22 protein-coding genes and 1 other RNA gene are annotated in these 18,500 nt (G+C 54.1%); 15 read left to right on the top strand and 8 right to left on the bottom strand.

Features of this window, described 5'->3' with window-relative positions; genetic code table 11:
- The first annotated feature begins 10 nt into the window (after nucleotides 1–10).
- The 7 genes from DFO52_RS21775 (at nucleotide 11) to DFO52_RS21745 (ending at nucleotide 5,422) form a co-directional block, all read left to right on the top strand.
- Complete coding sequence (locus tag DFO52_RS21775) at nucleotides 11–529, top strand: phage major tail tube protein (RefSeq protein WP_062856938.1); 519 nt, start codon at nucleotides 11–13, stop codon at nucleotides 527–529.
- Nucleotides 530–589: 60 nt separating this feature from the next.
- Nucleotides 590–898: a phage tail assembly protein gene (locus DFO52_RS21770; RefSeq protein WP_108089758.1), complete on the top strand. Its 309-nt coding sequence runs from the start codon at nucleotides 590–592 to the stop codon at nucleotides 896–898.
- Nucleotides 895–1,053: a GpE family phage tail protein gene (locus tag DFO52_RS21765; protein ID WP_240326290.1), complete on the top strand. Its 159-nt coding sequence runs from the start codon at nucleotides 895–897 to the stop codon at nucleotides 1,051–1,053. The genes DFO52_RS21770 and DFO52_RS21765 overlap by 4 nt, the downstream gene beginning before the upstream one ends.
- A complete protein-coding gene (locus DFO52_RS21760; protein WP_133551158.1) occupies nucleotides 1,043–3,490 on the top strand; it encodes a phage tail tape measure protein in 2,448 nt (815 codons plus the stop codon). The genes DFO52_RS21765 and DFO52_RS21760 overlap by 11 nt, the downstream gene beginning before the upstream one ends.
- A gap of 12 nt (nucleotides 3,491–3,502) precedes the next feature.
- Nucleotides 3,503–3,967, top strand: coding sequence for a phage tail protein (locus tag DFO52_RS21755; RefSeq protein WP_023333118.1), 465 nt, complete (start codon nucleotides 3,503–3,505; stop codon nucleotides 3,965–3,967).
- Nucleotides 3,964–5,127 (top strand): phage late control D family protein, encoded by a 1,164-nt coding sequence (locus DFO52_RS21750; protein WP_133551157.1) that lies wholly within the window; start codon nucleotides 3,964–3,966, stop codon nucleotides 5,125–5,127. Before DFO52_RS21755 ends, DFO52_RS21750 begins: the two co-directional genes overlap by 4 nt.
- Before the next feature lie 76 nt (nucleotides 5,128–5,203).
- Nucleotides 5,204–5,422, top strand: a complete 219-nt coding sequence (locus tag DFO52_RS21745; RefSeq protein WP_071847085.1) for a DNA-binding transcriptional regulator — start codon at nucleotides 5,204–5,206, stop codon at nucleotides 5,420–5,422.
- A 144-nt stretch (nucleotides 5,423–5,566) separates the two neighbouring features.
- Here the strand turns inward: DFO52_RS21745 and rplS are convergent, their stop codons facing one another.
- From rplS to ffh, 5 genes are all read right to left on the bottom strand, one after another.
- Nucleotides 5,567–5,914 carry a 50S ribosomal protein L19 gene (gene rplS, locus DFO52_RS21740; RefSeq protein ID WP_002914145.1) on the bottom strand — a complete coding sequence of 116 codons (348 nt, stop codon included), beginning with the start codon at nucleotides 5,912–5,914 and terminating at the stop codon, nucleotides 5,567–5,569.
- Nucleotides 5,915–5,957: 43 nt separating this feature from the next.
- Nucleotides 5,958–6,725, bottom strand: coding sequence for a tRNA (guanosine(37)-N1)-methyltransferase TrmD (gene trmD / locus DFO52_RS21735; RefSeq protein ID WP_014832949.1), 768 nt, complete (start codon nucleotides 6,723–6,725; stop codon nucleotides 5,958–5,960).
- A gap of 31 nt (nucleotides 6,726–6,756) precedes the next feature.
- A complete protein-coding gene (gene rimM, locus DFO52_RS21730) occupies nucleotides 6,757–7,296 on the bottom strand; it encodes a ribosome maturation factor RimM (RefSeq protein ID WP_029741020.1) in 540 nt (179 codons plus the stop codon).
- A gap of 15 nt (nucleotides 7,297–7,311) precedes the next feature.
- Complete coding sequence (gene rpsP, locus DFO52_RS21725; protein WP_003863133.1) at nucleotides 7,312–7,560, bottom strand: 30S ribosomal protein S16; 249 nt, start codon at nucleotides 7,558–7,560, stop codon at nucleotides 7,312–7,314.
- 116 nt (nucleotides 7,561–7,676) lie between these two features.
- Nucleotides 7,677–9,038 (bottom strand): signal recognition particle protein, encoded by a 1,362-nt coding sequence (gene ffh, locus DFO52_RS21720; RefSeq protein ID WP_014884878.1) that lies wholly within the window; start codon nucleotides 9,036–9,038, stop codon nucleotides 7,677–7,679.
- A gap of 166 nt (nucleotides 9,039–9,204) precedes the next feature.
- Between ffh and DFO52_RS21715 the strand changes: the two genes are divergently transcribed.
- Together DFO52_RS21715 and DFO52_RS21710 are read left to right on the top strand one after the other, a co-directional pair.
- Nucleotides 9,205–9,996 (top strand): inner membrane protein YpjD, encoded by a 792-nt coding sequence (locus DFO52_RS21715; protein ID WP_014884879.1) that lies wholly within the window; start codon nucleotides 9,205–9,207, stop codon nucleotides 9,994–9,996.
- 19 nt (nucleotides 9,997–10,015) lie between these two features.
- Entirely contained in the window at nucleotides 10,016–11,302 is a 1,287-nt protein-coding gene (locus DFO52_RS21710; protein WP_032665125.1) for an HlyC/CorC family transporter, read from the top strand.
- A 51-nt stretch (nucleotides 11,303–11,353) separates the two neighbouring features.
- Here DFO52_RS21710 and grpE read toward each other — a convergent pair whose 3' ends face one another.
- Complete coding sequence (gene grpE, locus DFO52_RS21705) at nucleotides 11,354–11,947, bottom strand: nucleotide exchange factor GrpE (RefSeq protein WP_023308880.1); 594 nt, start codon at nucleotides 11,945–11,947, stop codon at nucleotides 11,354–11,356.
- A gap of 122 nt (nucleotides 11,948–12,069) precedes the next feature.
- Between grpE and nadK the strand changes: the two genes are divergently transcribed.
- The 3 genes from nadK to bamE all read left to right on the top strand — a co-directional run bounded on the left by nadK (nucleotide 12,070) and on the right by bamE (nucleotide 15,172).
- Nucleotides 12,070–12,948, top strand: a complete 879-nt coding sequence (nadK, locus tag DFO52_RS21700; RefSeq protein ID WP_008502500.1) for an NAD(+) kinase — start codon at nucleotides 12,070–12,072, stop codon at nucleotides 12,946–12,948.
- 85 nt (nucleotides 12,949–13,033) lie between these two features.
- A complete protein-coding gene (recN, locus tag DFO52_RS21695; protein WP_029741017.1) occupies nucleotides 13,034–14,695 on the top strand; it encodes a DNA repair protein RecN in 1,662 nt (553 codons plus the stop codon).
- Between the two features lie 138 nt (nucleotides 14,696–14,833).
- Entirely contained in the window at nucleotides 14,834–15,172 is a 339-nt protein-coding gene (gene bamE / locus DFO52_RS21685) for an outer membrane protein assembly factor BamE (protein ID WP_023308883.1), read from the top strand.
- Nucleotides 15,173–15,276: 104 nt separating this feature from the next.
- Here bamE and DFO52_RS21680 read toward each other — a convergent pair whose 3' ends face one another.
- Complete coding sequence (locus DFO52_RS21680) at nucleotides 15,277–15,564, bottom strand: RnfH family protein (protein WP_039263456.1); 288 nt, start codon at nucleotides 15,562–15,564, stop codon at nucleotides 15,277–15,279.
- On the bottom strand, nucleotides 15,554–15,991 hold the full coding sequence (locus DFO52_RS21675) for a type II toxin-antitoxin system RatA family toxin (protein WP_024908332.1): 438 nt from the start codon (nucleotides 15,989–15,991) through the stop codon (nucleotides 15,554–15,556). The genes DFO52_RS21680 and DFO52_RS21675 overlap by 11 nt, the downstream gene beginning before the upstream one ends.
- Before the next feature lie 156 nt (nucleotides 15,992–16,147).
- Here DFO52_RS21675 and smpB point away from each other — a divergent pair, with 156 nt between their 5' ends.
- From smpB to DFO52_RS21660, 3 genes are all read left to right on the top strand, one after another.
- Nucleotides 16,148–16,630 (top strand): SsrA-binding protein SmpB, encoded by a 483-nt coding sequence (gene smpB, locus DFO52_RS21670; RefSeq protein ID WP_008502505.1) that lies wholly within the window; start codon nucleotides 16,148–16,150, stop codon nucleotides 16,628–16,630.
- Nucleotides 16,631–16,719: 89 nt separating this feature from the next.
- Nucleotides 16,720–17,083: a transfer-messenger RNA gene (gene ssrA / locus DFO52_RS21665) on the top strand.
- A gap of 166 nt (nucleotides 17,084–17,249) precedes the next feature.
- Nucleotides 17,250–18,479, top strand: coding sequence for an integrase domain-containing protein (locus DFO52_RS21660; RefSeq protein WP_087450302.1), 1,230 nt, complete (start codon nucleotides 17,250–17,252; stop codon nucleotides 18,477–18,479).
- The last annotated feature ends 21 nt before the right edge of the window (nucleotides 18,480–18,500 follow it).

Raw genomic sequence — 18,500 nt, 5'->3', positions numbered from 1 at the left:
AGCTCAGAGCATGGCGTTACCACGCAAACTGAAATACCTGAACATGTTTAACGACGGTCTCAGCTACATGGGCGTCGTTGAATCCGTCACCCTGCCAAAGCTGACCCGCAAGCTTGAGAAATATCGCGGCGGCGGGATGCCGGGCTCGGTGTCGATTGACCTCGGCCTCGACGACGATGCGCTGTCGCTTGAGTGGACGCTCGGCGGTCTGCCTGACGTCGAGCTTTGGGCGCAGTACGCGTCACCGGGTGCCGACAGCGTGCCGCTGCGCTTCACCGGCTCTTACCAGCGCGATGACACCGGCGCAATTTCTGCCGTAGAGGTGGTCATGCGCGGCCGTCACAAAGAGTACGACGGCGGCGAGAACAAGCAGGGCGAAAGCGGTACGACCAAAATCGCGACCGAGTGCTCGTATTACCAGCTCACGATTGACGGCAAAGAGGTCATTGAGATTGACGTCGTCAACATGGTGATGAAAGTCGACGGCGTCGACCGTCTCGCTGAGCACCGCCGGGCGATTGGCCTGTAACCCGTCAACCGGTCAGCCAGGCTGACCGGCCACTTACTCACATTCAAAGAGAGCAACATCATGGAAAACATCAACGAAACCGCCACCACCGAAACCGAAAACCCAAACATTGTGATCCTCGATAATCCAATCATGCGCGGTGAGCAAAAAATCGAACAGGTGACGCTGACCAAACCCAACGCCGGAACCCTGCGCGGTGTGAGTCTGGCCGCGCTGGCAAACTCTGACGTCGACGCGCTGATTAAGGTGCTGCCGCGCATGACATACCCGGCGCTGACCGAGCCCGAGGTCATGCGTCTGGAAGCATCAGACCTGATTTTGTTCGCCGGTAAGGTGGTCGGTTTTTTGTCACCATCTTCGGCTCGCTGACCTTCCCGGATAACCTTTCGGTCGATGACCTGATGGCGGATATCGCGGTGATATTTCACTGGCCGCCATCAGAGCTGAATTCCCTGAGCGTGACCGAGCTCATTACATGGCGCGAAAAGGCGCTGCAGCGAAGCGGACACCACCATGAGCAATAACGTCAGGATTGAGGTACTGCTGAACGCAGTAGACCGGGCAAGCCGACCGCTCAAAGCTATCCAGACTGCCAGCAAGACCCTTGCCGGCGATATCCGCACTTCACAGAACAGCCTGCGCGATCTGAATGCGCAGGCGTCCCGAATTGACGGATTCAGGAAAGCGAGCGCACAGCTTGCCGTGACAGGTCAGTCGCTTAACAAGGCGAAACAGGAAGCCGCCGCGCTGGCCGTGCAGTTTAAAAACACGCAGAACCCCACAACCGCGCAGGCGCGGGCGATGGAAGCGGCAAAGAAATCCGCCGCTGACCTGCAGCTCAAATACAACAGCCTCAGGCAGTCGGTACAACGCCAGCGCACCGAGCTCGCGCAGGCCGGTATTAATACCCGCACCCTGTCGGCGGATGAGCGCCGCCTGAAAACCAGCATCAGTGAAACGACCGCTCAGCTTAACCGACAGCGCGAGGCACTGGCGCGGGTCAGTGCACAGCAGGCGAAATTAAGCCAGGTAAAAGAACGATATAAATCAGGTAAGGAGCTGGCTGGCAATATGGCCGCTGCAGGTGCTGCCGGTGTAGGTATCGCCACGGCGGGAACAATGGCCGGGGTAAAACTGCTGATGCCTGGCTATTCGTTTGCACAGAAAAACTCTGAGCTGCAGGCCGTTCTAGGGGTCGATAAACAGTCGCCAGAAATGGAGGCGCTGCGTAAACAGGCGCGCCAGCTCGGGGACAATACTGCCGCGTCTGCAGACGATGCGGCCAGCGCGCAGATTATCATCGCAAAAAGCGGCGGGGATGCGGCGGCCATTCAGGCGGCGACGCCGGTCACGCTGAATATGGCTCTGTCTAACCGGCGCTCAATGGAAGAAAACGCCGCGCTGCTAACGGGTATGAAATCAGCGTTTCAGATGTCTAACGACCAGATCGCACACATCGGCGACGTGCTGTCGATGACAATGAACAAAACGGCCGCTGACTTTGACGGGCTGAGCGACGCGCTGACGTATGCCGCGCCGGTGGCAAAAAATGCCGGGGTCAGTATCGAGCAGACCGCCGCAATGGTCGGCGCACTCCATGACGCCAAAATCACCGGCTCGATGGCGGGGACGGGCAGCCGTGCCGTCCTGAGTCGCCTGCAGGCTCCGACCGGTAAGGCATACGAGGCTATCAAAGAGCTCGGCGTTAAAACGTCTGACAGCAAGGGCAACACGCGCCCGATATTCGCCATTCTGAAAGAAATGCAGCGCAGTTTTGAGAAAAACAATCTCGGAACAAGCCAGAAAGGCGAGTACATGAAAACCATCTTTGGTGAGGAAGCCAGCTCGGCGGCGGCGGTGCTGATGACCGCGGCCTCAAGCGGCAAACTCGATCAGCTCACGGCGGCGTTTAAAGCCTCGGACGGGAAAACCGCTGAGCTCGTTAAAATCATGCAGGACAACCTCGGCGGCGACTTCAAAGAATTTCAGTCAGCCTATGAGGCCGTCGGTACTGACCTGTTTGACCAGCAGGAGGGCTCACTGCGCAAACTGACGCAGACCGCCACGAAATATGTGTTAAAGCTCGACGGGTGGATCACCCAAAACAAAACACTTGCGACAACCATCGGGGTGATTGCAGGTGGAGGGCTGGCGCTGATTGGCGTGCTGGGAGGGATTGGCCTGATAACTTGGCCTGTGGTAATGGGCATCAACGCGATTATCGCCGCTGCAGGTTTTCTCGGTGCAAATCTGGCCGCAATGGGGGCGGCCATTGTTTCTGTGCTCGGGGCGATTACCTGGCCGATTGTGGCTATTGGCGTTGCCATCGTCGCCGGTGCGCTCCTGATTCGTAAATACTGGGAACCAATAAGCGCATTCTTTTCCGGCGTGGTGGAGGGACTTAAAGCGGCCTTTGCGCCGGTGGCGGAAATTTTCGCACCGCTTGCGCCGGTGTTTGATTCTTTCATGGAGAAGTTACGCGGGGTCTGGCAGTGGTTCAAAGACCTGATCGCACCGGTTAAGGCGACGCAGGATACGCTCGACAGCTGCAAAAATGCGGGTGTGATGTTCGGTAAGTTGCTGGCCGAAGCGCTGATGTTGCCGCTCAAAAGCTTTAATACATTACGTACCGGCGTTAACTGGCTGCTGGAAAAGCTCGGGGTTATCAATAAAGAATCGACCGACCTCGACCAGAAGGCCGCAAAAGCCAATGCCGCCACCGGCTCACAAAAGGGGTCTTATATTCCGACAACCTCAGCATATGGCGGTTATCAGGCATATCAGCCAGTTACCGCGCCCACTGGTAAGACTTACGTCGACCAGAGCAAGCCAGAATATAACATCAACCTGAATGGTGGCATCGCACCGGGCAGCGACCTCGACCGTCAGCTGCGTGAGGCTGTCGATAAACTCGACCGTGAAAACCGTGCGCGTCAGCGCTCAAGTATGCGTCATGACTGAGGGGGATAAAGCATGTTAATGGTTTTAGGTTTGTTTGTGTTTGAGCGCCGCACGCTGCCCTATCAGTCCATGCAGTATTCGAAGGATTACCGCTGGGCGTCAAACGACCGTATCGGCAAGCCACCGGCTTACCAGTATCTCGGGGAAGGTGAAACCACGCGCACGCTGTCGGGCGTGCTCTATCCCGAAATTACCGGCGGACGTCTGTCACTGACCGCCATCGAGCTGATGGCAGACGAGGGGCGCGCGTGGCCGCTGATTGACGGAACGGGCATGATCCACGGCATGTATGTCATCGACAAAGTGACGCACACCCACACCGAGCTATTCAGCGACGGAGCGGCGAGAAAAATCGAGTTTAGCCTTTCCCTTAAGCGGGTCGATAAATCGCTTGCGGCCATTTATGGCGACCTGAAAACGCAGGCCGACAATCTGGTCACGTCTGCCGGTGACTGGCTGGGAGGGCTGGCTGGATGATTACAGGAATGGATATTCAGGCCGGGGCGAAGATTGCCCCGGCGTTTATGCTCAAGCTGGATAACGACGATATCACCCAGGATTTTAGCGACCGCCTTATCAGCCTGACCATGACCGACAATCGCGGATTCGAGGCCGACCAGCTCGATATCGAGCTCGATGACACTGACGGCCAGATAGCTTTGCCACCGCGCGGAGCAACGTTGACGCTGTGGTTAGGATGGCAGGGGTCCGCGCTGATAAAAAAAGGGACGTTCACGGTCGACGAAATCGAGCACAGGGGCGCGCCTGATACCCTGACCATCCGGGGGCGCAGCGCCGATTTTCGCGGGACGCTGAACTCGCGCCGGGAACAGTCATGGCACGACACCACGCTCGGACAAATTGTGGAGGCGATTGCGGCACGCAATAAGCTGACGGCCAGCATGGCCGACACGCTGAAAGCCGTCGCCGTGCCTCACATTGACCAGTCGCAGGAATCCGACGCGGTGTTTCTTTCCCGCCTGGCTGAACGAAACGGGGCATCAGTTTCGGTAAAAGCGGGGAAACTGTTATTCCTGAAAGCGGGGAGCGGTAAGACTGCCAGCGGGAAGCCCATTCCGCAGATGACGCTTGAGCGAGGCGACGGCGATCGTCATCAGTTTGCCATTGCTGACCGGGAAGCCTATACCGGCGTGACGGCGAAATGGCTGCACACCAAAGACCCGAAGCCGCAAAAGCAAAAGGTGAAGCTCAGGCGTAAGCCAAAAGAGCAACACCTCCGCGCATTACAGCATCCGAAAGCGACCAAAGCCCCGGCAAAGGCCAAAGCCAAAAAAGAGCAGGAAGCGCGCGAGGGTGAATATATGGCCGGTGAGGCTGATAACGTGCTGGAGCTGACGACCATTTACGCGACAAAGGCGCAGGCCATGCGCGCCGCTCAGGCGAAGTGGGACAAACTGCAGCGCGGCGTTGCGGAGTTTTCAATCTCGCTGGCGATCGGCCGGGCAGATTTATTTCCTGAAACGCCAATCGCGGTGAAAGGCTTTAAGCGCGTTATAGACGAGCAGGCATGGATAATCAGCCGGGTGGTGCATAACCTCAACGGAAACGGCTACACGACGAATTTAGAGCTTGAGGTTAAGATTTCGGATGTTGAGTACGAGCAAGTCAACGATTAAACAATGCAAACTTTGTCTTGCAAATGCAAATTTGAGGTTTATCATCCCGACTAGGTCATGAGAGGGGGATATAATTATGATGCACTGTCCATTATGCCAGGACGCTTCACACGCACGGTCAAGCCGGTATTTAAGCACTGAAACAAAAGAGCGTTATCACCAGTGCCAAAACATAAACTGTGGCTGTACTTTTGTAACACACGAAACACTTGCAAGGTACATAGTTAAGCCAGGTGAAGTGGTGCCAGCCCCGCCCCACCCCTCAAAATACAATCAGGGTAGTCTGTGGCTTTGAACCTGCTCCGGCAGGTTTTTTTATATCTATCGCCACAGCGTTAATCTCTGCCGCCAATTTGCCGCCATCGCCAATAAAAAAGGGGTTAGCGTTACGCTAACCCCTTGTTTTCTACAAGCTTTCGGATGTTGCGAAAGCGCGTTATTAGTTCAGACGCTCTTTAATACGAGCAGACTTACCAGTACGCTCACGCAGGTAGTACAGTTTAGCTTTACGTACAGCACCACGACGTTTAACAGCAATGCTGTCAACTACCGGAGAGTGAGTCTGGAAGACACGCTCAACGCCTTCGCCGTTGGAAATTTTACGAACAGTGAATGCAGAGTGCAGACCGCGGTTACGAATAGCGATAACCACGCCCTCGAATGCCTGCAGACGTTTTTTGGAACCTTCAACAACCCATACTTTCACTTCCACGGTGTCACCTGGACGGAAGGAAGGTACGTCCTGCTTCATCTGCTCTTGTTCAAGTTGCTTAATAATGTTGCTCATAATTTAATCTCTTATCCTGGGTAAACTGATATTCGGGAGCGTATTACGCATTCCCATCATGTTCATGCTGCTGGTGCGCGTGTTCTGTTTTGAACTCGGCCAGCAACTTTGCTTGCTCTTCAGTCAGAGCCAGGTTTTCCAGAAGTTCAGGTCTTCTAAGCCAGGTTCGGCCCAGCGACTGCTTCAAACGCCAGCGACGTATCTCGGCATGGTTTCCAGACAGTAACACCGCCGGTACTTCCATCCCTTCTAACACTTCAGGACGAGTATAGTGTGGACAGTCCAGCAACCCATCGGCAAAGGAATCTTCCGTTGCCGAAGCTTCATGGCCCAGAACCCCCGGAATGAACCGGGCGACGGAGTCAATCAGCGTCATTGCGGGTAACTCACCACCGCTGAGAACGTAATCGCCGATAGACCATTCTTCGTCAATCTCGGTTTGAATTACGCGCTCATCTATTCCTTCGTAGCGTCCACAGACCAGAATCAGCTTTTGATTCGTCGCCAGTTCGCTCACGCCCGCTTGATCAAGCTTGCGTCCCTGAGGTGACAGATAAATCACCTTTGCGCCTTCACCTGCCGCGGCTTTTGCTGTGTGAATGGCGTCCCGTAAGGGTTGCACCATCATTAGCATCCCCGGTCCGCCGCCGTAAGGACGATCGTCCACGGTACGGTGCCGGTCATGAGTAAAGTCACGAGGACTCCAGCTCTGGATGCTCAGCAGGCCATTCTTTACTGCCCGGCCAGTTACCCCGTAATCGGTAATCGCGCGGAACATTTCAGGAAACAGGCTAATTATGCCAATCCACATAGCGCCGTCTTTTACCGTTTATCCGGAGAATTTAAAAACCAGGATCCCAATCTACTTCAATGGTTTGAGTAGTGAGATCGACTTTCTTGATAACCTGTCCATCGAGGAACGGAACCAACCGCTCCTTGATGCCAAATGCATCTTTCAGGTTTGCCTTAATGACGAGAACGTCATTTGACCCGGTTTCCATCATATCGATGACTTTCCCCAGGCTGTAGCCTTCGGTAGTGACTACCTGGCAACCCATAAGGTCTTTCCAGTAGTAGTCGCCCTCTTCCAGCTGTGGCAACTGCGACGAATCCACGACAATTTCACAATTAGTCAGCGCATTCGCAGCATCACGATCGTCAACGCCTTTCAGCTTGATGATGATGTCCTGATTGTGGTGACGCCAGCTTTCCAGCTCGACCTCTTCCCACTTACCGCCTTTCTGGATAAACCAGGGCTGGTAATCAAAAATGCTATCAGCGTCTTCAGTGGAGGAAAACACTCTGAGCCAACCACGGATACCGTAGCAAGAACCCATTTTTCCCAATACGATCGGTTCAACAGGTGCTTTATTGCTCATCATGACCACCGTGACAGATTAAGCTGCTTTGTTTGCTGCTTTGATCAGCGTAGCAACGCGATCGGAAACAGTAGCGCCCTGGCCAACCCAGTGAGCGATACGATCCAGATCCAGACGAGTTTCTTCTTCTGCGCCAGCGGCCAGTGGGTTGAAGAAACCAACGCGCTCGATGAAGCGACCGTTGCGTGCATTACGGCTGTCAGTCACAACAACCTGGTAGAACGGACGCTTTTTAGCGCCGTGACGAGCTAAACGAATAGTTACCATAACATCCTCTTGTGTGAATAAAACAACCGGGCCCCATCGAGGAACGGAGCCCGGGTGTCATATTAAAAGCCCGAAAATTTTACTCATTTTCGGGCAAAAAGCAATCTCAAAAGCGATTAACGCCCTGGAAAACCGGGTGGCATCATGCCTTTCATGCCGCGCATCATCTTCGCCATGCCGCCTTTCTTCATTTTCTTCATCATGCGCTGCATGTCGTCGAACTGTTTCAGAAGGCGGTTAACGTCCTGCACCTGCATGCCGCAACCGGCTGCGATACGGCGTTTACGGGAACCTTTGATGATATCCGGGTTAGCGCGCTCTTTGAGGGTCATCGAGTTGATGATCGCCTCCATACGCACCAGCACCTTGTCATCCATCTGCGCTTTCACGTTGTCAGGGATCTGGCCCATGCCCGGCAGTTTGCCCATCAGGCTGGCCATGCCGCCCATGTTTTTCATCTGACGCAGCTGCTCAAGGAAGTCGGTGAGATCGAAACCGTCGCCTTTTTTCAGCTTGCTGGCCAGCTTCTCGGCCTGCGCACGGTCAACCTTGCTCTCGATATCTTCGATCAGCGACAGCACGTCGCCCATGCCGAGGATACGGGAGGCAATACGATCCGGGTGGAACGGCTCCAGCGCTTCAGTTTTCTCGCCCACGCCGAGGAATTTAATCGGCTTACCGGTGATGTGACGAATCGAGAGCGCCGCACCGCCGCGGGCGTCACCGTCCACTTTGGTCAGCACTACGCCGGTTAATGGCAGCGCTTCGTTAAACGCTTTCGCGGTATTCGCCGCATCCTGACCGGTCATGGCGTCGACAACGAACAGGGTCTCTACCGGGTTGATAGAGGCATGCACCTGCTTGATTTCGTCCATCATCGCTTCGTCAACGTGCAGACGACCGGCGGTATCCACCAGCAGCACGTCGTAGAATTTCAGCTTCGCTTCTTTCAGCGCCGCGTTAACGATGTCGACAGGCTTCTGCGCCACGTCGGACGGGAAGAAATCTACGCCGACCTGCTCGGCCAGGGTTTCCAGCTGTTTGATCGCCGCGGGGCGATAGACGTCCGCAGAGACCACCAGCACTTTCTTCTTGTGCTTTTCACGCAGGAACTTACCCAGCTTGCCGACGCTGGTCGTTTTACCCGCACCCTGCAGGCCCGCCATCAGCACCACGGCCGGCGGCTGAGCCGCCAGGTTAAGCACCTGGTTCTCTTCGCCCATCGCCGAAACCAGTTCATTACGAACGATTTTGACGAACTCCTGACCCGGGGTCAGGCTCTTGTTAACTTCATGACCAACCGCCTTCTCTTTAACGCGGTTGATAAAATCACGAACAACCGGCAACGCGACGTCTGCTTCCAGCAGCGCCATGCGCACTTCGCGCAGCGTTTCCTTGATGTTCTCTTCAGTAAGGCGTCCGCGGCCGCTGATGTTGCGCAGCGTGCGCGACAAACGATCGGTTAAATTATCAAACATTGTCTCTCGCCTGAGTAGAAACGTTGGGCCGCCATGGGCGACACATACACAGAATTTTGCCGGAGTATAACATGAAGGCGCCTTTGTTGTTATGCAACGGTTGGAGCAGGCGTCACGTAACGTTATACTGCTTCTCTTTCTTATTAAGACAACTGTCGATGCCTATATGCCTGTTTTCGCACTGATCGCCCTTGTTGCCTACTCTGTCAGCCTCGCGCTGATCGTTCCCGGCCTGCTGCAAAAAAACAGCGGCTGGCGGCGCATGGCTATTCTTTCCGCGGTAATCGCACTGATTAGCCACGCGTTTGCGCTGGAATCACGCATCATTCCCGGCGACGGCAGCGTGCAAAACCTGAGCGTCCTCAACGTCGGCTCGCTGGTCAGCCTGATGATCTGTACGGTAATGACCATCGTCGCGTCTAAAAATCGCGGCTGGCTGCTGCTGCCGATTGTCTATACCTTCGCGCTGATCAATCTGGCCCTCGCCACCTTTATGCCTAATGAATTCATTACGCATCTGGAGGCCACTCCGGGGATGCTGGTGCATATCGGCCTGTCGCTCTTTGCCTACGCGACGCTGATCATCGCCGCGCTTTACGCCATGCAGCTCGCCTGGATTGACTACCAGCTGAAAAACAAAAAGCTGGCGTTTAACCATGAAATGCCGCCGCTGATGGTCATTGAGCGTAAGATGTTCCACATCACCCAGGTGGGCGTGGTGCTGCTGACGCTGACGCTCTGCACGGGCCTGTTTTACATGAAGAACCTGTTCAGCGTGGAGAATATCGATAAAGCGGTGCTCTCCATCATCGCGTGGTTTGTCTATATTGTCCTGTTATGGGGCCATTATCATGAAGGCTGGCGCGGTCGTCGCGTGGTCTGGTTCAACGTCGCGGGTGCGGGTATTCTCACCCTTGCCTATTTTGGCAGCCGCTTCATACAGCAATTTGCTGGCTAAGTAACAAAAGGAGTTCCCCCTGGAACACATCTCTACCACCACGCTGATCGTTATCCTGATCGTCATGGTGGTCATCTCCGCCTATTTCTCCGGCTCGGAAACCGGCATGATGACCTTAAACCGCTACCGGTTACGTCATCGTGCTAAACAGGGTAACCGTGCCGCCCGTCGCGTTGAAAAACTGCTCCGCAAGCCGGATCGCCTGATAAGCCTGGTGCTCATCGGCAACAACCTTGTCAACATTCTTGCCTCAGCCCTCGGCACTATTGTCGGGATGCGCCTTTACGGCAACGCCGGGGTGGCGATTGCCACCGGCGTGCTGACGTTCGTGGTGCTGGTGTTTGCCGAAGTGCTGCCAAAAACCATCGCCGCGCTTTACCCTGAGAAAGTCGCCTACCCGAGCAGCTTCCTGCTGGCACCGCTGCTGATCCTGATGATGCCGCTGGTCTGGCTACTGAACATGGTGACGCGCGTCCTGATGCGGATGGTGGGGATCAAAGCCGATGTCACCATCAGCAGCGCGCTCAGCAAAGAGGAGCTTCGCACCATCGTGCATGAATCCCGCTCGCAGATCTCCCGACGAAATCAGGACATGCTCCTGTCGGTGCTGGATCTGGAAAAGGTGAGCGTAAACGACATCATGGTGCCGCGTAACGAAATCGTCGGTATCGACATCAATGACGACTGGAAAGCCATCGTTCGCCAGCTGACGCACTCTCCACACGGGCGCATTGTGCTGTATCGCGACTCGTTGGATGACGCCATCAGCATGCTGCGCGTGCGCGAAGCCTACCGTCTGATGACCGAGAAAAAAGAGTTCACCAAAGAGGTGATGCTGCGCGCCGCCGACGAGATTTACTACGTGCCGGAAGGAACCCCGCTCAGCACGCAGCTGGTGAAATTCCAGCGCAACAAGAAGAAGGTCGGCCTGGTGGTCAATGAGTACGGCGATATTCAGGGGCTGGTGACGGTCGAAGATATTCTGGAAGAGATTGTCGGGGACTTTACCACGTCAATGTCGCCTTCCCTCGCGGAAGAGGTTACCCCGCAAAACGACGGCTCGGTGCTGATTGACGGTAGCGCGAACATTCGTGAACTCAATAAAGCCTTTAACTGGCATTTGCCGGAAGATGAGGCTCGCACGATTAACGGGATGATTCTGGAAGCGCTGGAAGAGATCCCGGCGGCGGGCACGCGGGTGCGCATTGAGCAGTACGATATTGATATCCTGGACGTGCAGGACAACATGATTAAGCAGGTGAAAGTCCTGCCCGTAAAACCCCTGCGCGAAAGTATCGCTGAGTAAGGCTGTAGGCCGGGTAAGGCGAAATCGCCACCCGGCACTACGAATGGCAAATTACGCTTTCGCTTTCGCCACGGTCACCATTGCAGCGCGAATGGTACGGCCGTTCAGGGTGTAACCTTTCTGCATCACGCCCAGCACTTTACCGGCTTCCACCTCTTCTGACTCCACCATTGCAATCGCCTGGTGAACGTTTGGATCCAGCGGTACGTCGGTATCAGCAATCACTTCCACACCAAACTTACGCACCACGTCGAGCATGGATTTCAGCGTCAGTTCGATACCTTCGATCATTGCCGCGTTGTCCGGATTCGCTTTGTCAGCCACTTCCAGCGCGCGATCGAGGCTATCAATTACCGGCAGCAGTTCGTTGACGAATTTCTCCAGCGCAAATTTATGCGCCTTCTCAACGTCCTGCTCGGTACGACGACGCAGGTTTTCCATTTCCGCCTTGATGCGCAGAACACCATCGCGTTCGCGATTCTGTGCTTCTACCAGCTGGGCTTCCAGATTCGCAATTTTTTCATCGCGCGGGTCCACCTGCTCAGCAGATGCGTCTGGCTCTACAGCCTCAACTTCATCGTGCTGTTCCGTGATAATTTCTTCAGGGGCTTGCCCCTCAGGCGTTTTCTGTTCTTTACTACTCATGAATTTCTCCGCGTTTTTCTGCATTCATCTCGCTAACTTCGCTTATTATGGGGATCAGTTTCCGGGATTCAAGGGAACAAGACAGATTGTCATCATTCATCAGGCACAAGGACCTCCAGAAAATGAATAATCATTTCAGGTGTATTGGGATCGTCGGGCATCCGCGTCACCCTACCGCACTAACGACACATGAAATGTTGTATCGCTGGTTGTGTAGCAAAGGCTATGAAGTGATGGTCGAGCAGCAGATTGCGCAGGAACTGCAGCTGAAGAGCGTCAAAACCGGCACGCTGGCGGAAATTGGCCAACAGGCCGATCTCGCCGTGGTGGTGGGCGGCGACGGCAACATGCTCGGCGCGGCCCGCACGCTGGCGCGCTATGACATTAAGGTCATCGGCATCAACCGTGGCAATCTCGGCTTTTTAACCGATCTCGACCCGGACAATGCGCAGCAGCAGCTGGCCGACGTGCTGGAAGGCCACTATATCAGTGAAAAACGCTTTTTACTGGAAGCGCAGGTGTGCCAGCAGGACTGCCAGAAGCGCATCAGCACCGCGATTAACGAGGTGGTTCTTCACCCCGGAAAAGTGGCGCACATGATCGAGTTCGAAGTTTACATCGACGAAATCTTTGCCTTCTCCCAGCGTTCCGACGGGCTGATTATCTCCACTCCGACCGGCTCAACCGCCTACTCGCTTTCTGCCGGCGGCCCAATCCTGACGCCTTCGCTGGATGCCATCACCCTTGTGCCGATGTTTCCGCACACGCTCTCCGCCCGCCCGCTGGTCATCAACGGCGACAGCACGATACGTCTGCGCTTCTCGCACCGCCGTAACGACCTGGAGATCAGCTGCGACAGCCAGATAGCGCTGCCGATCCAGGAAGGTGAAGATGTTCTGATTCGTCGGTGTGATTACCACCTGAATCTGATTCATCCGAAAGATTACAGCTATTTCAACACATTAAGTTCGAAGCTTGGCTGGTCAAAAAAATTGTTCTGATTTTGCATCCAGTACTTTACTGTATATAAAACCAGTTTATACTGTATGAAAACACAGTTATGGTTTTTCATACAGGAAAACAATTATGCTGGCACAACTGACCATCAGCAACTTTGCCATTGTTCGTGAGCTTGAGATCGATTTCCACAGCGGCATGACGGCGATCACCGGGGAAACCGGTGCAGGTAAATCCATTGCCATTGATGCCCTCGGCTTGTGCCTTGGCGGCCGCGCAGAGGGCGATATGGTGCGCATGGGCGCAAACCGTGCCGACCTGTGCGCCCGCTTCTCCCTGAAAGACACCCCTGCCGCCCAGCGCTGGCTGGAACAGAACCAGCTTGAAGATGGACGTGAGTGTTTACTTCGCCGCGTGATCAGCAGCGACGGTCGTTCACGTGGCTTTATCAACGGCACGGCGGTCCCGCTCTCCCAGCTTCGCGAACTCGGCCAGCTGCTTATCCAGATCCACGGTCAGCACGCGCACCAGCAACTCGTCAAACCTGAACAGCAGAAAGCGCTGCTCGATGGCTATGCGGGTGAGTACGCGCTTACGCAGCTTATGGCGGAGCACTATCGCCAGTGGCATCAGAGTTGCCGTGAACTTGCCCAGCACCAGCAGCAAAGCCAGGAGCGCGCCGCACGTGCGGAGCTGCTGGCGTACCAACTTAAAGAGCTGAACGAATTCAATCCGCAGCCGGGTGAGTTTGAGCAAATCGACGAAGAATACAAGCGTCTGGCGAACAGCGGTCACCTGCTCTCAACCAGCCAGAATGCGCTCAACATGCTGGCGGATGGCGAAGACGTGAACCTGCAGAGCCAGCTGTATAACGTCCGCCAGCTCATTACCGAACTGGTCGGCATGGACAGCAAGCTTTCTGGCGTCCTGGATATGCTGGAAGAAGCGGCGATTCAGATCTCCGAAGCCAGTGACGAACTGCGCCACTACTGTGAACGTCTGGATCTCGACCCGAACCGTCTGTTTGAGCTGGAGCAGCGCATCTCCCGTCAGATTTCACTGGCGCGCAAGCACCACGTCACGCCGGAAGAGCTGCCGGGCTACTATCAGTCTCTGCTGGAAGAACAGCAGCAGCTTGACGATCAGGCTGACTCGCAGGAAACCCTCTCTCTCGCGGTGAACCTGCACCATGAACAGGCGCTGGCGACAGCGCAAAAGCTGCATGAAATCCGTCAGCATTACGCCCAGGAGCTAAGCCAGCACATCACCGACAGTATGCACACGCTGGCGATGCCGCACGGCGTCTTCACCATTGATGTTCGCTTTGAAGAGAACCACCTGACGGCGGAAGGTGCAGACCGCATCGAGTTCCGCGTCACCACCAACCCGGGGCAGCCGCTGCAGGCTATCTCCAAAGTGGCATCCGGAGGTGAACTGTCGCGTATTGCACTGGCGATTCAGGTGATTACCGCGCGTAAAATGGAAACCCCGGCGCTGATTTTCGATGAAGTGGATGTCGGTATCAGCGGCCCAACGGCGGCGGTGGTGGGTAAACTGCTGCGCCAGCTAGGCGAATCAACGCAGGTGATGTGTGTCACCCACCTGCCGCAGGTCGCGGGCTGTGGTCATCATCACTTTATCGTCAGTAAGGAAACCGACGGCGAAATGACCGAAACGCACATGAAGCCGCTGGATAAACGTGCGCGTCTGCAGGAGCTGGCACGCCTGCTCGGCGGCAGCGAAGTCACGCGTAACACGCTCGCGAACGCGAAAGAACTGCTGGCGGCATAAACTTTTTCGGGATCTCAGGGTCATACAGAACAACAAAAACGCCGCCAGACCGGTTTCAAAGTGGGGCAAGGTCTATTATCATCGGCATATTACATATGAGCCGCGTTCTGCTCGGGCCCGAAAAGGAATCAAATCACTATGCGTTGTAAAATGCTGACCGCTGCCGCAGCGGTTCTTCTGATGTTGACCGCAGGCTGTTCCACTCTGGAGAAAGTGGTTTACCGTCCTGACATCAACCAGGGGAACTACCTTACCCCTAACGATGTGTCCAAAATCCGTGTGGGGATGACACAACAGCAGGTCGCTTATACACTGGGAACCCCGATGATGTCCGATCCGTTCGGCACTAACACCTGGTTCTATGTATTCCGTCAGAAGCCGGGCCACGAAGATGCGACCCAGCAGACCCTGACGCTGACCTTCAGCAGCGCCGGTGTGTTGACCAACATCGACAACAAGCCTGCCCTGACCAAATAATCAGAAGTCAGAAAAACAAAAAAGGTGCTCATTGAGCACCTTTTTTGTTTTTCTTTTATCCCCTCGCCCCTTTGGGGAGAGGGTCAGGGTGAGGGGAAAACACGCTACTTACCCGCTTTCTCCGCACGCTGACGACGCAGCTCTTTCGGGTCGGCAATCAGCGGACGATAAATCTCCACCCGGTCGCCCTCTTTCACCACATCACCCAGCTTCACCGGACGGCTATAAATCCCGACCTTATTTTTCGCCAGGTCGATATCGCTGCGAAGTTCGAGGATGCCGGAAGCGCGGATAGCTGCCTCAACGGTTGCACCCTCTTCCAGCGTCACGCGCTGCAGATACTGCTTCTCCGGCAGCGCGTACACTACTTCTACAGCAATCTTATGCGACACTGTAAACCTCTTTGGCGCGGGTGGTGAACGCCTGAACCATATTCGAAGCCAGTTCTTTAAAGATGCGGCCAAACGCCAGCTCAATCAGCTTATTGGTAAATTCAAAGTCCAGCTGGAACTCGATGCGACAGGCGTCAGCGCTCAGCGGCGTAAACTTCCAGCCCCCCATCAGGGTTTTAAACGGACCATCCACCAGATGCATCAAAATACTCTGATTGCTGGTCAGCGTATTGCGGGTGGTGAACGTCTTGCTGATCCCCGCTTTGGAGACATCCACCGCCGCGGTCATCTGCGTCGGGCCGGACTCCAGAACGCGGCTCCCGGTGCATCCCGGAATAAATTCTGGATAAGACTGAACATCGTTCACTAACTGATACATTTGTTCCGCGCTGTAAGGCACAAGCGCAGTACGGCTAATCTGAGGCATAGCATTTCCCATGGTCACACAACGGACAAATAATAACATTTATCACCTGTTAAAAAAACGCTAAGCCTCATCTCGTGCTAAGATAGCGCGTTAGACCTCACAGGACGCAATGAGGTGACTTTTTGAAATCAGATTACCGACGGCTTTACGACACTTATGACGAAGAAAAAAGCACATAAACCAGGCTCGGCGACCATTGCGCTCAACAAGCGTGCTCGCCACGAGTATTTCATTGAAGAAGAATTCGAAGCTGGCCTTGCGTTGCAGGGCTGGGAAGTAAAATCGCTTCGCGCCGGGAAAGCCAACATCGGCGATAGCTACGTGATCCTGAAAGATGGCGAAGCCTTCCTGTTCGGCGCGAACTTTACGCCGCTGACCGTCGCCTCCTCACACTACGTGTGTGACCCAACGCGCACCCGCAAACTGCTGCTGAACAAGCGTGAACTGGAGTCCCTCTACGGACGAATCAACCGTGAAGGTTTCACCGTGGTCGCCCTGTCGCTGTACTGGAAAAACGCCTGGTGCAAAGTGAAAGTTGGCGTCGCGAAAGGTAAAAAACAGCACGACAAACGTACTGACCTGAAAGAGCGCGAGTGGCAGTTGGACAAAGCGCGCATTATGAAAAACGCAGGACGTTGATTCTGCACACTTATTGTACTATTCAATAAGTTAACGTTCCGGGCTGGTATCCAGGAAGTGAAATCTGGTATACTCAGTTCAACACTATTGGGGCTGATTCTGGATTCGACGGGATTTGCGAAACCCAAGGTGCATGCCGAGGGGCGGTTTGCCTCGTTAAAAGCCGCAAAAAAATAGTCGCAAACGACGAAAACTACGCTTTAGCAGCTTAATAACCTGCTCTGAGCCCTCTCTCCCTAGCTTCCGCTCTTAAGACGGGGATCAAAGAGAGGTCAAACCCAAAAGAGATCGCGTGGAAGCCCTGCCTGGGGTTGAAGCGTTAAAACTAATCAGGCTAGTTCGTTAGTGGCGTGTCTGTCCGCAGCTGGCGTGCGAATGTAAAGACAAACTAAGCATGTAGTACCGAGGATGTAGAAATTTCGGACGCGGGTTCAACTCCCGCCAGCTCCACCAAATATTGATGTACTGAAGTTCAGTAAAGTCTACTAAGCCCGCACAGCACAAGCTCTGCGGGCTTTTTTACGTCTATTGTAGTCTAGTGAGAATTGCTGAGAACTTCGAGTTATGGCACCCTGAATGGGACCCACGAAAAAGGGTCCTAAAATTGAGGGTCCCAAACATGGCCAAAATCGCTAAGAAACTCACTGACACTGAAATCAAAAGCACCAAACCTGCCGAGAAAGAGGTTAACCTTTTTGACGGCGATGGTTTGCTGTTGCGAATCGCTCCCTTGGCGAAGGGAGGGAAGAAAAATTGGTATTTCAGATATGCAGTGCCTGTGACCAAAAAGCGAACTAAGGTGAGCTTAGGAACCTATCCTCACCTTACACTTGCGAAGGCACGAGCTTTACGTGATGAATACTTGTCGTTGCTTGCAAATGGTATAGACCCCCAAGTTCATAACACCCAAAAAACCAATGCACTGAAAGATGCCACGGAACATACATTTCAAGCAGTAGCCAAGAAGTGGCTTGATGAGAAAGTCAAAACGTCAGGCATCTCCCAAGATCATGCTAACGACATCTGGCGAAGCCTAGAGAGAAATATCTTTCCCACATTGGGTGATACCCCCATTAAGGAGATTCGCCCTAAAATGCTTAAACAGCATTTAGAACCTATAGAAAAACGAGGTGTCCTTGAAACACTTCGCCGCATCATATCCCGCCTGAATGAAATTTTCCGCTATGCAGCAACAGAAGAACTCATAGAATTCAACCCGGCAGACAATCTGGGGCAACGGTTCAGCAAGCCAAAAAAACAGAATATGCCAGCATTACCCCCTTCCGAACTCCCTCGCTTCCTGGTTGCTCTAAACAATGCTTCTATCCGTTTGGAAACAAGGCTACTGATTGAGTGGCAACTTCTCACATGGGTTCGCCCAGGTGAAGCTGTTCGCACAAGATGGTCAGATATTGATATTGATACTGGCATGTGGAACATCCCGGCGGAGTTTATGAAAATGAAGAAGCCTCACAAAGTTCCACTGAGCAAAGAAGCTTTGCGAGTTTTGGATTTAATGAAAGCCATCAGTGGGCATAGAGAGTGGGTTTTCCCCAGTATCAAAGCTCCACTCAATCACATGCATGAACAAACAGCTAATGCGGCCATAATCCGTATGGGTTTCGGAGGTGAGCTTGTAGCTCACGGTATGCGATCAATCGCCAGAACGGCTGCGGAGGAGTCTGGCAAATTTAGGACTGATGTCTTAGAAGCCGCCCTTGCCCACTCGAAGAAAGATGAAATAATTGCAGCCTACAATCGTGCAGAGTATCTCACAGAACGGGTGGTTCTCATGCAGTGGTGGAGTGACTTTGTTTCGTCTCAAAAATACAAAATTATTGCCGCATAACTCTTCCATGATGGGTTAACT

It is taken from the genome of Enterobacter sp. AG326, assembly GCF_004362415.1.
Lineage (GTDB): Bacteria > Pseudomonadota > Gammaproteobacteria > Enterobacterales > Enterobacteriaceae > Enterobacter > Enterobacter asburiae.
This window is presented reverse-complemented; position numbering and strand designations above follow the sequence as displayed.